This window comes from Alishewanella sp. WH16-1, from assembly GCF_001441695.1.
Lineage (GTDB): Bacteria > Pseudomonadota > Gammaproteobacteria > Enterobacterales > Alteromonadaceae > Alishewanella > Alishewanella agri.
Genome location: NZ_LCWL01000038.1, coordinates 64,044 through 77,968 on the forward strand (window position 1 = coordinate 64,044; position 13,925 = coordinate 77,968).

Sequence of the window (13,925 nt, forward strand, 5' to 3'; positions counted from 1 at the left end):
TAAACTACCTGCATTAGATTCGCCAAAGGAGGCAAAGATGAAAAACGTTCTGGTTATTAACAGTTCTATTAGCGGTGCCAACGGTAATTCGACGAAATTAGTCCAACATCTGTTAGCCCAGCTGCCACAGGCGCAGGTAACAGAGATTGATCTTGGTGCTAAACCCTTACCTCATTTAGAAATGGCAGAAATCGGCGCCTGGATGACTCCTGCTGCAGAGCGTAGCGCGGAGCAACAAGCCCTGGCTGCTCACTCAGACGATTTGATTGCAAAAGTACAAGCTGCGGACGCCGTGATTTTTGGTGTGCCAATGTACAACTTCGCACTACCAAGCCAATTAAAGGCCTTGCTGGACCGTCTGGCCCGCGCTGGTGTTACCTTCAAATACACCGAAACTGGCCCGGTGGGGTTACTGCAGGACAAACCGGTAATTTTTGCGCTGGCGCGTGGTGGTGTTTACGCCAATACGTCGGCTGACTCACAGGTACCGTTTCTGAAAACCTTCTTTAACTTTATCGGTTTAACCCAGCTGTATTTTGTTTATGCGGAAGGTCTGAATATGGGGCCGGATGCGGCTGAGAAAGGTATCAGTGCGGCACAACAGCAACTGACCGAACTGGCAAAGCAGCTATTTGTTTAAGTTTGCCCGACGTTACACCTGTTACACCTTGCGATAAAGCCGGCAATTGCCGGCTTTATGTTTTTTAGCGTATCTGTTTTGCATTCAGCCGCATAAGGTTGCGTTCTGTTGGTAGCCTTTGTATAACTGTGCGGTCCTGTCACAAAGTAAGAATGAGAACAATGAAAACTTTCCGCAAAGCCTTACTCTCACTGAGTCTGAGTGCATTGTGCTGGCATAGCCCTGCAGTTCAGGCGAAAGCTGAAGTACAAACCTGGAATACCAATACCGTCAGCGTTGAGCAGGTATTTACTGCTGATCCTGGCATCCGTTTAACGATGGAACAAATTATGGCCGATCCGGACTGGCTTGGCCGGCAACCGGAAACGGCGTTTTGGGCACCGGATAGCAGCACCGTTTACTACCAGCGCAAACGCGAAGGCAGTGAATTGCGCGACTGGTTTAGTCGCCCGCTGCAGGCAGAAGGTAATGGCGAACTGGTAAAACTGGCGCATTGGCATCAGATGGGTGCGGCACAGCTGGTTTATAACACCGACCGCAGTAAAGCGGCTTATGTGTTTGAAGGTAATGTCTTTGTGTTGCAAAACGGCGAGTTATTGCAGCTAACGCGCAGCAATAATAGCCACAGCCGGCCGCAGTTTTTACTGGATGGTCGCCTGGTGTATCAGCAAGGCTGGGATTTTATCGCTTATGATTTCGCGAACGGCAGCCACAGCGAGATTGCCAGCCTGAAAACAGAGGATGCGCCAAAAGCGCCTGCAGTGCCGAAAGGTTACCTGGCACAGGAACAGCACAAACTGATTGAGTTTGTTGCCTTACAACAGCGTAACCAAAGCGAACGTTATCAGGCAGAGCAGCAGTTACGGCAGGAAAATGCCAGCCTGGCTGCTGCAGCTATTTATGTCGGTAAAGGTCGGCAAATTGTTGATGCCAGTTTATCACCGGCCGGTACTCACCTGGTTTTGGCAACCCGCAAACAAAGCAGCCGCAATGAAAAAGATATAATGCCGAATTACATCTCGGCGAGCGGCGATATTCTGGCGCAGCCGGTACGGCCAAGGGTGAATGATTTTAAACCCGAGCCACAAAAATTGATTCTGGTCGATTTGCGCGATGGCAGTCAGCATGAGCTTAGCTATACCAGCCTACCTGGTTACAATGAAGACGTGCTGGCTGATGTCAAAGCTGAGAATGCTAAAGCACGTGGTGAAACCTATAAAACCGCCAAAGTGATCCGCGATATCGGCTTAATGACCGACTGGTACTGGAGTCAGAGTGCGCTGCGCTGGCATCCGAACGGCCAGCAGCTGGCGGTAATGTTAAAGGCCTTTGATAACAAAGATCGCTGGATCGCGACTGTTGATCTGGCAGGCAAAAAGTTACAGCCGCAGCACCGCTTACATGACAAAGCCTGGGTAAATTATGCCTTTAATGACTTCGGCTGGCTCAACAACAGCGAAACACTGTATTTCTTGTCGGAAGAGAGTGGCTATTCACACCTTTATACTAAGGGTTTGACAGATCGCAATGCGAAAAAGCTGACGGCTGGTACTTTTGAAGTGAGCAATCCGGTATTAACCCATAACGACCAATACCTGTACTACACCGCCAACGTCAGTCATCCGGGGATCTACAATGTTTACCGGTTAGCGCTGGCGTCTGGTAAAACGGAACAACTGACTAACTTATTGGGTAGTACTGAGTTTACCTTATCTCCGGATGAGCAAAAGCTGTTGCTGCGCCATTCGACGAACTTACTGCCGCCAGAGCTTTACGTCGCCGACGCGCAGCCGGGCGCAGCGCTGAAACAACTGACTAATACCGTGTCAGAGGAATTCCGCAAGTTGCCGCTGGTAGCGCCTCAGGTGGTGGCGGTACCGTCCAGCCATGGTCAGCATCCGGTATTTAGTAAGGTTTATCTGCCGGCCGATTATCAGCAGGGTGAGCCACGTCGTGCTGTGATCTTTAATCATGGTGCCGGTTATCTGCAAAACAGTGATCTGGGTTGGTCAGGCTACTTCCGTGAATTCTTCTTCCATAACCTGCTAGTACAACAAGGTTACGTGGTAATGGATATGGATTTCCGCGCCTCAAAAGGTTATGGCCGTGACTGGCGTACGGCGATTTACCGGCAGATGGGCACACCGGAAATTCAGGATCTGGTCGATGGGGTTGAGTGGCTGGTGAAAAATGCCAATGTTGATCGCAAGCGCATTGGCACTTATGGCGGCTCCTACGGTGGTTTTATGACCTTTATGGCGCTGTTTAAAGAACCAGAGCTGTTCCAGGCCGGTGCCGCGCTGCGTCCGGTGAGTGACTGGGCCTATTATAACCACCCGTACACGTCGAACATTCTGAATACACCGGATATTGATCCTATTGCTTATGAACGCAGCTCACCGATCTACTTCACCCAAGGCTTAAAGAAACCCTTGTTAATCAATGCACCAATGGTTGATGACAATGTGTTCTTCCAGGATGTGGTGCGGTTAGTGCAACGTTTAATTGAGCAGGAAATTATCCACTTCGAAACGGCGATCTATCCGGTTGAACCACACGGTTTCCGGCAACCAAGCAGTTGGTTAGACGAATATCGCCGCATCCACAAACTGTTCGAACAAAACCTTTAATCTCTACAACAGTTATCCACAGCACTCCGGTACCGGCCAGACCTCAGAGGTCATACCGGTACCGGAGTGCGATCTGACCAGTTGCCGTCGGCACTGACAAAATCGGTGTCGGCGTTAAAGCAGTGTGGTTGTTTACTGTAGGGCTGCAATAGCTGCAGCTCTGCTGCATGCAGCAATAAGCGCGGTGCCGCAGCCGCTTGCGCCGGCGAGGCATAAAAATTATCCCCCAAAATCGGATGCCCGAGGGCTGCTAAATGTACCCGTAGTTGGTGCGATCTGCCCGTTACCGGTCTGAGTTCAACTAAGCTAGTGTTATCGCGAATCGCCAGCACCTGATAAAAGGTTTGCGCGGGTTTACCTGCGGCATCGACTTTTTGCCTGGGTGGCTTGAGCGGATCAGTACTAAGTGCCAGGGTAATTTCTCCATTTGGTGGTGTCATCTTACCGGCAACGACCGCCAGATAGCGTTTTTTCACCAGGCGTTCAGCAAACTGGCGCTTTAACTCGCGTTCAGCATTGCGCCGCAAGGCAAAAACAACCACCCCCGAGGTGCCAAGATCAAGCCGGTGTACCAGTAGGGCGGTTGGGTAGATGGCCTGCACCCGGCTTAACAGGGAGTCCGCCAGCTGGTCAGCCCGTCCGGGGTTAGTCAGCAAACCACTGGGTTTATTAACCACCAGTAAGTCTTTATCCTGAAACAGGATCTGTAACGGACTACTCGGTGGCTGATAAAATGAAAATTCAGACATAACAAGGCTCAACTGCGGCATTTAGCGGCAGCTTAATGGTTTTGACGCTGCCTGCAAGGCCTTTTTACGGCATAATAGCGCCAACAGAGAACAATGAGACCCAGTATGAGTGCCGAGTTAGAACATTTGGCGGTGTTACCGGCCAGTCCGGAAGCCTATGAAATTCTGTATCAGGACGATGTGTTGCTGGTGGTGAATAAACCCTGCCAGCTGTTGACAGTACCTGGTCGGCATCCGGAAAATCGTGATTGTCTGATTAGCCGGGTGCAGCGCGAGTTTCCGGGGGCTCAGGTGGTGCATCGGCTGGATTATGATACCTCGGGCATCATTTTATTACCGCTGACTAAACGGGCATTGTCAGAGCTGAGTAAGCAATTTCAGGCGCGCACTATCAGTAAGTTTTATCAAGCCCGCGTTGGCGGGCAGCTGGCAAACGGGCAGGGCGAGATCAACCTGCCGATTGCTGCTGATCAACAACGACGGCCACTGTATAAGATTTGTCAGCACAGCGGTAAAGCTTCGTTAACCCGCTATCGCGTATTGTCATACCGGGCGGCAGATAACAGTTCATTGCTTGAGTTAGAGCCGGTAACTGGCCGTTCACACCAGCTCAGGCTGCACCTGGCGGCGATCGGCCATCCGATCATCGGTGATCCTTTTTATGCGCCGCCAGCGCTGGCAAAAGCGTCACCACGCTTACTATTGCACGCCGCCCAGCTTAGTTGTCAGCATCCGCTGACGGCTAAAGTTTTAACCTTTAACGCTTCGGCCTCGTTCTAACCAGCTAGCTGCAACAACACATTAATGCCGCTGACCGTTGGATAGAGCCGAACGGTAACGGGGAGTTCTTGACCGGGCAACACGAGGCTGAGGGTCTCTGTGCTTTGCTTGGCATAACAACGTTGAATCGCTGTCGTCAGAGCGCTGTAGTCCTTGCCTGGCCGGTACAACACCTCGGTAATAGACTTACCCAGCGCCGGGATTTTAGGATCGGTTAACAGCTCCAGCGCTTTTGGGTTAATAAAGGTAAAAGTGAGCTGGTTATCCAAGGCAAAAAAAGCATCTGTAATTTCGTTCAGTGTTTGATATAAGGATAAGCGCAGATTATCGGTGTTTTGCCATAATGCCTTCTGTTGACTGATATCCATCGCCGAACCAAACCAATATAGTAAATCGCCTTGTTCATTAAAAATGGGTAATGCCGAAGTTAGATGCCAGACATAGCTACCGTCAGCGCTTAAAATCCGAAACTCAATATTGTAAGGTACTTTCGCGTTGACACAGTGTTGCCAGTGGCTGAGTACAGGAGCCTGCTCGTCCGGATGCAGTAACTGCAGCCAGTCGGCAATGATAGTGGCGGCATCCCGGCCACTGAAACTGGCAAAGGTTTCCGATACATAATCGATTCTACCGTCTGCGGTGGCGGTCCATACTTTCACCGGTAAACTGTCAGCCAGCTGTTGAAAGCGTCGTTGCTGGATTTGTAAACGTCGGGCTTCATCATAGTGTTGCTGGATATCTTGTAAAATACCCCGCAATACCCCCGGGCTGGCCGGATCGGCATAGGCGGTAAGTTTCACCCATACTGGCTGGGAGCTTTCCTGATGCAGCCTAAGCTCCAAACTCAGCGGACTGCTGGCTTCCAGCGTTTGCTCCAGCTGTAATTTAAGCTCTGGCCCGGCTTGTTGTTCAAAGCAACAAGCAAATTGCTCCAGCGTTAATTGCCGTACGTTAAGGCCGAGCAAGCGAGCGCTACTTTCATCCAGTTGCACCATCTTCAGATGATCATCCAACCACCAATGGCTGATGCCGGCTACCTGATTAGCCAGTTGCAAATCGAGCCGGGTTTGACTGGCCAGCACATGCTGGTCATGTTGGCTTTGGCGTAATGTGATAGCCTGGTCGCCAAACCACCACATTAAGACAATGGCTAAGCATGAGATACTGCGGTTTGCCAACACGTAAAACAAGGAAAAGTCTGCCGGGGCAGCCGGTGCGATAAAGAATCCCAGCCAAATGGCGATCAGTGAGACACTGGCGGTCAGAGTAAGCAGTTTACGCCGGTAACTTAGTCCAGCCAGCGCGACCAGCGGGGTGTAGAGTACACCATGGGCAAAACCCAGCTGGGTCAGACTATCAGCCAGTAAGATGGCACACAGCGCCAATAGCAGAAAGCCAGCGGCCAGATTATGATTTTGCATTAAGCGGATAAGTTTCGGCATTAGCATCCTTTGATGGCTCCCGTAGCCGCTGTGTTAAATAGTCATACGCACAAAAAACACGGTCAGACGGTTGGCGGGAGAAATTTTCCGTTTAGCTAAAGCGTGCGACATTGCACCTGCCACTTAAGTTATAGCAAAGCCGCTTTAAAGTACACGTTAACGAACCTGCCAATGGTCAATGGCGTGATAGTTTCGATACCGCTGAGCATTGGGTTTTCGATCACCCATAGCCCGGCATGGTCATGGCGTTGTGGTAATAGACGAGCAAATCTATGTGATTGGTGGTGCGGCAGAAGCTGGCTTAAAGGCAACATTGGGGCAGCTGGATCGGCTGCAGCTGGAGACTAAATCTGCAAATTAATAGCCAAGCCACTAACGGAGCCTGCCGGTTTGGCAATCGCATTAAACAAGGCACTGGCGTTAAGATTCTGCGCCCGAGTGCTATCCGCATTAACAATGTTGATGCTATTGCTGGTGCTGGCTGCTTTGGTGTCATCGGCCTTGTTGGCATTGCTGCGTGACTGTTGCGCAGGCTGCAGCGCTGTATTTAACCGCTCAGTCAGTTGTTGCTGATTGATACTAAGCTGGTCCGCTGCAGCCAGATTTTGTTGTAACACCTTGGCTCGATTGGCAGCTTCCGTGGCTTCTGTATCGAGTTCACGCGCCGTTTGCTGCGCCTGACGCGCTTCACGCCTTTTAGCCGCTGCTTGTTGTTCCAGCGCTTGCGCTTGTTGCTCAGCTTGCTGCGCCTGACGCTCCGTTTGCTGACGCAACAGCTGATTAACCGGATATTGAGTATTGCTTATAGCGGGTATCATCGCTGTTTATACTCCTGAACAGGGGTGCAAAAACCACCTGTTGAATATAGTCTGCTGCAGTAAAAAAGCCAACTTTGCTGCTATAGCCCTGATCAATGCCAAGCCACGCCAGAACTGACCTGAGTTTCATATTAATCCGCCCAACGTGCTTTAATGTCGAGGATTTTGGGTAGCTCCTGCAGCAGCAGGGGCACCAGAGCCGGATCAAAGTGTTTACCGGCTTGTTGCTGAATAAACTCCAGCGCCTGTTCTAAGCTCCAGGCCGCTTTGTATGGCCGTGCGCTGGTTAGCGCATCAAACACATCGGTCAATGCGACTATGCGGGCCTCCAGCGGAATCGCGTCGCCGGCCAGACCATGCGGATAACCACTGCCATCCCATTTTTCATGATGATAGCGCGCGACTTTAGCGGCCATTTGCATCAGACTGGAGTCACATTGACCAAGGATCTCGGCGCCTATTTCGGCATGCTGGCGCATAATTGCCATCTCGTCATCGGTTAGCCGGCCGGGTTTCAGCAGAATATGGTCCGGTGTGCCAATCTTACCGATATCATGCATTGGCGCCGCATGCAGCAATTCTTCAGCCCACTCAGCCGGTAAGCCGGCAGCCAGTGCGATTAGCTGCGCATAGTGGCTCATCCGTTTGACATGCATGCCGGTTTCATTGTCTTTGTACTCGGCGGCACGACCAAGCGATTCAATAACCTGTAAGCGGGTACGTTTTAATTCGTCGGCCTGTACCAGCGATAAATGCGTTTTTACCCTGGCTCTGACAATGGCGGGGCTGACCGGTTTGGTGATGTAGTCAACGGCGCCGAGCGCAAAGCCTTTGGCTTCATCAACTTCTTCTTTCAGGGCGGTGACAAAGATCAGCGGAATAGCACTTAGCGCTGGATCGGCTTTGAGTCGCTGGCACAAATCGAAACCGGTTAACTGCGGCATCATCACATCCGACAAGATCAGATCCGGTCGTTGTTGTGCGACCAGTTGCAGTGCCTGCTCGCCACTGGTGGCGAACATTAATTGATAATCCTGTTGCAAAATCTACTTCAGTACCCGCAAATTGACCGGTTCGTCATCGACCAGAAGCAAACAAGGCTGAGCGCTGGGTATACTAATCATCTTGCTCTCGCAGTTGGGGTAACAAGGCCGCAATTTGTTTGCGCGCGTTGTTAAAGTCAAAGTCTTCAGTGTGCTGCACTATGGTGCTGACGGCAAGGTGCCAGCGGCCAGTGGCGAAGGGCGCCAGTTGCGCCAGTAGCGCATCCTGATAGCCAAAGTTCTGTAGCTGCTGATCGAGCACTTGCAGCAGGGTTGCCAATGATTGCGTTGGCACCTCAGCTGTGGCTGGTTCGATATCGCTTTGCAGCGCGCTAATAGCCTTGCAGGTTTGGCTGGCGACTTCACACAGTTGCCGCAGGCGGGGTTGGATTAATTGTGGTTGCTGTTGCTGCAATACATGCTCGAGGTTGGCACAGGCCGTACTCAGGGCCGGTAGCGCCAGATTGCCGCAGATCCCTTTGTAAGCATGACTTTGCTGTAACAGCCGGCTGAAGTTCTGTTCGCTCTCCGCTGTCAGTAAATCTTCGCACAGATGCTGCAACGGGCCGGCGGCGAAGCGCTGTAATTCGCGCCGATGGGCCGCTTCACTGCCCCACAGGGCACTACCATGGTCGCTATCCAACAGCTGGCTTGGCATACTGGCTGCAGCCGGCGTCGCGGCACGGGGGCTAAGAGGAAGCTGCAGCACACGGGCAATTTCGGCAAACAGCAGGCTGATATCAATAGGTTTAGTGGCAAAGCCATCCATACCGGCCGCGAATACGGCCTCACGATCTTCTGCAAACGCACTGGCGGTCAGCGCAATAATCGGTACTTTGGCCAGGCCCTGTTGTTGCTCGTTCGCCCGTCGCTGTTTACAGGCGGTCAGGCCATCCATTACCGGCATCTGAATATCCATTAGCACCAGATCCGGTGTTTGTTCTGTCAGTAACTGCAGTACCTCAGCACCATTGCGGGCGCGACGAACCTGATGCTGATCACGCTCCAGAATGGCGGTTAGTAAGTCAAGATTTTGCTCGATATCATCGGCAATAATCAGCTGTAACGGCGGCAGCTGTTGCGGGCTGCTGATCTGAGTACTCGCCTTGCCTGCGGTCAGTGGTAGGCTAACTGTAAAGCAGGAACCTTCGCCTGGCACACTGCTGGCTGTCAGAGCGCCGCCCATTAATTCGACCAGTTGTTTGCTGATGGTTGTACCCAGGCCTGTGCCGCCAAAGCGTCGGCTCATGCTGGCATCTGCCTGTGTGAAGGGGTCAAAAATACGCGACAGACGCTCCGGAGCAATACCGATACCGGTATCGCGGATCGCAATTTGTAAGCCGCTGGCTGAGGTACTGACCTCCAGTGTCACAGTGCCACGCTCGGTAAATTTAATGGCATTACCCAGTAAGTTTAACAGTACCTGACGCAACCTGTCGGCGGCACCGAAGTAATAGGGTTTGAGTTTAGGATCAAGGATTAACTTTAGCTCGAGTTGCTTGTTACGCGCTTCGACCCACAGCGTGGAAACCACGTTATCCAGTAGCTCTGTCAGGTTAAAGTCAGTCTGCTCCAGCTCCAGTTTGCCTTTTTCCAGTTTAGCGCTATCCAGAATATCGTTTAGCAACACCAGCAACGCCTTTGCCGATTGTTGCACCGTGGCCAAATAACGCGGTGCTTCCGGCGTGTTAGGATTTTCCCGCAGCAGCTCAGTAAAACCTATCACTGCATTGAGTGGAGTACGGATCTCATGGCTCATATTTGCCAGGAAGGTGGTTTTTACTTCTGCCGCCTGTTCAGCTTGTTGCTTCGCCAGACGTAACTGTTCTTCCATTTCCCGACGTTCAGTAATATCCATAATAAAGCCATCCAGTGCGATCAGGTTGCCCTGTTCATCGCGCAGTGTATCGCCGTGCTCCAGCATCCAGCGCACACTGCCATCCCGATGGCGGATCCGGTACTCAAGATGATAAGTTTGCTGATGATTAATCGCCGACACCAGAGGCTGATCTTCGGGCAGGATCAGCGCGGCCCAGTTTTGTCGCGGCGAGGGCAGCAAAAAATCTTTGGCCGGGTAGCCACAGAGGCTTTCGACCGCCGCGCTGATAAATAGCATGCTCCAATGCTGATCAGGTAAACAACGATAAGCGGCACCGGGGATATTTTGGATCAGTGAGCGGAATTGCTGTTCACTTCTATTTAGCGACTGCTTGGCATGATAAAACTTCATCACCGCCTGCAGCAATAACACCAGCAAGGTCACCAGAACACTAACACTGGTAACAATCAGCGCCATGTGCTGACTGTTGGCGACATCGTCGCTGGCGGTAAAGCCGGCGGGCGCGACAAAGCGCGCGGCCAGCATGCCAGTGTAGTGCATAGCACTGATCGCCAGGCCCATGACGATGCCGCTGAGTAAATTAAGTTGCCAGCTTGGCAGGCGGTTTTGCCAACTCTGCACCCCAAATCGGATCCACAGTGCCAGCGTAGCCATGATGATGGCGACCACGATAGATAACGCAAAGTAGCCAGGGTCATAGCGTAACTGCACCGCCATTTGCATCGCCGCCATGCCGGAATAGTGCATGGTGCCAATACCAGCACCGACCAGTACGCCGCCGCTAATCAGTTGCAGCGCTTTAATTTGCTCGCGTTGCAATAAATTCAACGCCACCCAGGATGCCAGCACACTGGGCAGTAAAGATAACAAGGTTATATTCGCGGCGTAGTCAACCGGCGTGCATAAACGAAACGCCAGCATCCCGATAAAATGCATTGACCAGATGCCGATACCCAGGCTGATACTGCCAGCCAACAGCCCCAGCTGTTGTTGCCAGCGTAATGGGTTTTGCCGGCTCAGCTCTACTGAAACCAGGGCAGCTGCCGAAGACAAGATGGCGATCAATAATGACAGCAGTACCAGTGCCAGATTGTAACTGCCGTCCAGCAAAATACTGTCGGCAGGAATGCGGAAAAGCTCAGTAATCACAGATACTGCCTCGTACTACCTATTACGACATCAGGCAGCATAGCTAACTTTCGACAGCCTTACCAGAGCAGCTTTTTCTCCACTTCTACCAATAACATAATCAGCACAGCGGCGGCCAGCGACCAGAGCCAGTGTTGCAGGCTAAGGGGTTGGGTGCCAAACCACAATTGCAGCAGTGGGCTATAGACAAAGGCTAACTGTAATAGGAGCAGGATGCCAATCGCCAACCAGGCAATCCAGTTGGTAAATAGTAGTGCGGGTTTCAGGCTAAAACTGTTTAAATGCCGGCTATTTAGCAAATAACCAGCCTGGGCGACCACCAGCGCCGTTACGGTAAGGGTGCGGGCGGTGGCCAGATCCAGGCCCTGTGCTAATGCCAGCTGAAATAGTGCCATGGCACTGCCACCTATCAATAAAGATACCAGCGTAATTCGGCGCAGAAAGGCGCTGTTGAGCAGAGCCTGACTGCTTTTTCTTGGCGGGCGCTGCATCACACCGGGTTCGGCCGGCTCAAACGCCAGTGCTAACGCCAACGTAATCGCGACCACCATATTCACCCATAAAATTTGTACGGGTGTCAGCGGCAGCGTCATGCCAAATAATACTGCATAAAGCATCACTAAACCCTGAGCGCCGTTGGTTGGCAGAATAAACAAAATGGCTTTACGCAGGTTATCGTAAATGGTGCGCCCTTCGGCCACCGCTGCTGCGATAGTGCTAAAGTTATCGTCAGCCAGCACAATATCCGCGGCTTCTTTACTGGCCTCCGAGCCCTTAATGCCCATCGCCACGCCAACATCAGCCTGTTTTAATGCCGGCGCATCATTGACACCATCGCCGGTCATCGCCACCACTTCGCCCTGTTGCTGCAGCGCCTGTACCAGCCGCAATTTATGCTCCGGGCTGGTACGGGCAAAAATATCGCCGGCCAACGCCATCTGCTGTAATTGTTCGCTACTGGCTTGCTCCAGCTGTTGCCCGGTATAGACCTTAAGCGTGGCATCGGCCGCTAAACCCATCTCCTGGCCAATGGCTTCTGCCGTACCGGCATGATCGCCGGTGATCATCTTTACCCGGATCCCGGCGGCCCGACAGGCGACAATGGCGCTAATGGCTTCCGGGCGCGGCGGATCGATAATACCAATCAGGCCATAAAAACAAAGCCCGGTTAGGTCGCTAAGCCCCAGTTCGGTTTGTTCGGTATCACGGCCCGCAGCGGCCAGCACCCTTAGCCCTTGCGAACTTAACAGGTTAAGTTGCTGCTGCCAGAATGCCTCATTTAATGGCTCGGCTTGCCCCTGGGCATTCAGCTGTACTGAACAGCGCGGTAATAAGCGATCTGGTGCACCTTTTACCAGCAATTGCCGGCTGCCGCTGCGGTGTTGCTCCAGACTGGCCATAAATTTATTTTCCGACTCAAACGGGATCACCGCTAAGCGCTGATGTTGTTCCCGCTCAAAGCCGGCTTTTTCTGCCAGACAGAGCAGGGCGCCCTCGGTAGGCTCGCCATGTACCAGCCACTGACCGTTTTTTTCCACCAGCTGACTATCGTTGGCTACGGCGACCACTTCAATTAACGCCGCCAGCGCCGGGTGTGCTGCCAGGTTTATCGGTTTTTCTGCCAAGCGCAGCTCACCCTGCGGCTGGTACCCCACGCCGCTAACCTGATATTGGCCTTGCACTGTAACTACTTCGGTAGCCGTCATTTCATTGCGGGTCAGGGTGCCGGTTTTATCCGAACAAATCACCGTTACCGCGCCCAGGGTTTCTACTGCATTTAAGCGCCGGGTAATGGCGTTACGATCGGCCATTTGTTTTACCCCCAGCGCCAGGGTAATGGTGAGGATTGCCGGCAGTCCCTCAGGAATCGCCGCTACTGCAAAACCAATCGCCGCCAGAAACACCTCGGCATGGCTATAGTCGTGTAGCAACATGCCGACAGCCAGCATTAACAGCGCCAGTAATGCAATCACCAGCGCCAGATAGCGGCCAAACTGGTTCATTTGCCGGGTTAGCGGCGTGGTAATACCCTGTACGTCGGATAACAGCTGGTTGATTTGACCAATTTCCGTTGCCGCGCCGATGGCGGTCACCACGGCGATACCGCGCCCTGACGTGACCAGGGTGCCGGAAAACGCCAGACAGCTGCGATCGCCAAGTGCCGCATCCGGCGCAACAGGTTCGGTTTGTTTGGCTACCGGCTGCGACTCACCGGTGAGCGCCGACTCTTCAATCCGCAGCTCAGTGGTATCTAATAAGCGTAAGTCGGCCGGAACCCGATCCCCAGAGCGGATTTTTACCACATCGCCCGGCACCAGCTGCTCGGCCGGCACTTGCTGCCACTGGCCATCGCGACAGACATTGGCATGCACCGACAACATCTGGCGGATCCCGGCCAAAGCCTGTTCGGCCTTACCTTCCTGAATAAAGCCGATAATGGCATTAATAATCACCACCGCCAGAATCACTGCGGTGTCCAGCCAGTGGCCGAGCAGGCCCGTAACCGCAGCCGAAAATAACAGTACGTAGATCAGGGTGTCATGAAAGTGTTTAAAAAAGCGATACCACAGTGAGGGGCCAGCCGCCTGTGGCAGCAGGTTAGAGCCGTATTGCGCTGCCCGGTGCTGTGCTTGCGCCGCGGTTAAACCCTGCTCAGCGCTATTAAGCGTCGCCAGCACCTGATTAGCGCTCAGGCTGTGAGCGTTAACAGGTGCTGCCGTTTTTGGCTTACCGGTGGCCATAACGTTGTTCCTTTTTTCACCAACTACACCCAGTATGCCAGAAAAAGGCAGTCATCGACCTGCGCTGCATCAAACAGTTATCCACAGCACTCC

At 52.6% G+C, this 13,925-nt stretch carries 9 protein-coding genes and 1 pseudogene; 4 read left to right on the top strand and 6 right to left on the bottom strand.

Features of this window, described 5'->3' with window-relative positions; all coding sequences use genetic code 11:
- The first annotated feature begins 37 nt into the window (after window positions 1–37).
- Together AAY72_RS04480 and AAY72_RS04485 are read left to right on the top strand one after the other, a co-directional pair.
- A complete protein-coding gene (locus AAY72_RS04480) occupies window positions 38–640 on the top strand; it encodes an FMN-dependent NADH-azoreductase (protein WP_057785747.1) in 603 nt (200 codons plus the stop codon).
- Between the two features lie 161 nt (window positions 641–801).
- A complete protein-coding gene (locus AAY72_RS04485) occupies window positions 802–3,270 on the top strand; it encodes a prolyl oligopeptidase family serine peptidase (protein ID WP_057785748.1) in 2,469 nt (822 codons plus the stop codon).
- A 50-nt stretch (window positions 3,271–3,320) separates the two neighbouring features.
- On the opposite strand, the gene AAY72_RS04490 is transcribed toward AAY72_RS04485, so the two are convergent.
- Window positions 3,321–4,019: an RluA family pseudouridine synthase gene (locus tag AAY72_RS04490; RefSeq protein WP_057785753.1), complete on the bottom strand. Its 699-nt coding sequence runs from the start codon at window positions 4,017–4,019 to the stop codon at window positions 3,321–3,323.
- A gap of 105 nt (window positions 4,020–4,124) precedes the next feature.
- On the opposite strand from AAY72_RS04490, the gene AAY72_RS04495 reads away from it, so the two are divergent.
- On the top strand, window positions 4,125–4,799 hold the full coding sequence (locus AAY72_RS04495) for a pseudouridine synthase (RefSeq protein WP_057785749.1): 675 nt from the start codon (window positions 4,125–4,127) through the stop codon (window positions 4,797–4,799).
- Here the strand turns inward: AAY72_RS04495 and AAY72_RS04500 are convergent.
- Window positions 4,796–6,241, bottom strand: a complete 1,446-nt coding sequence (locus AAY72_RS04500) for a PAS domain-containing protein (RefSeq protein WP_231728893.1) — start codon at window positions 6,239–6,241, stop codon at window positions 4,796–4,798. The genes AAY72_RS04495 and AAY72_RS04500 overlap by 4 nt on opposite strands.
- 208 nt (window positions 6,242–6,449) lie before the next feature.
- Between AAY72_RS04500 and AAY72_RS16445 the strand changes: the two genes are divergently transcribed.
- The gene (locus tag AAY72_RS16445; protein ID WP_231728894.1) at window positions 6,450–6,602 is read left to right on the top strand and encodes a kelch repeat-containing protein; all 153 of its coding nucleotides are present in this window, start codon (window positions 6,450–6,452) and stop codon (window positions 6,600–6,602) included.
- Here AAY72_RS16445 and AAY72_RS04505 read toward each other — a convergent pair.
- The 4 genes and pseudogenes from AAY72_RS04505 to AAY72_RS04520 all read right to left on the bottom strand — a co-directional run bounded on the left by AAY72_RS04505 (window position 6,586) and on the right by AAY72_RS04520 (window position 13,832).
- The gene (locus tag AAY72_RS04505; RefSeq protein WP_008983192.1) at window positions 6,586–7,059 is read right to left on the bottom strand and encodes a hypothetical protein; all 474 of its coding nucleotides are present in this window, start codon (window positions 7,057–7,059) and stop codon (window positions 6,586–6,588) included. The genes AAY72_RS16445 and AAY72_RS04505 overlap by 17 nt on opposite strands.
- Before the next feature lie 131 nt (window positions 7,060–7,190).
- Window positions 7,191–8,183 (bottom strand): annotated as a pseudogene (locus AAY72_RS04510) (HD domain-containing phosphohydrolase).
- On the bottom strand, window positions 8,176–11,091 hold the full coding sequence (locus tag AAY72_RS04515) for an MHYT domain-containing protein (protein WP_057785751.1): 2,916 nt from the start codon (window positions 11,089–11,091) through the stop codon (window positions 8,176–8,178). The pseudogene AAY72_RS04510 and the gene AAY72_RS04515 overlap by 8 nt, the downstream one beginning before the upstream one ends.
- Window positions 11,092–11,150: 59 nt before the next feature.
- Window positions 11,151–13,832 (bottom strand): HAD-IC family P-type ATPase, encoded by a 2,682-nt coding sequence (locus tag AAY72_RS04520; RefSeq protein ID WP_057785752.1) that lies wholly within the window; start codon window positions 13,830–13,832, stop codon window positions 11,151–11,153.
- Window positions 13,833–13,925 lie beyond the last annotated feature (93 nt).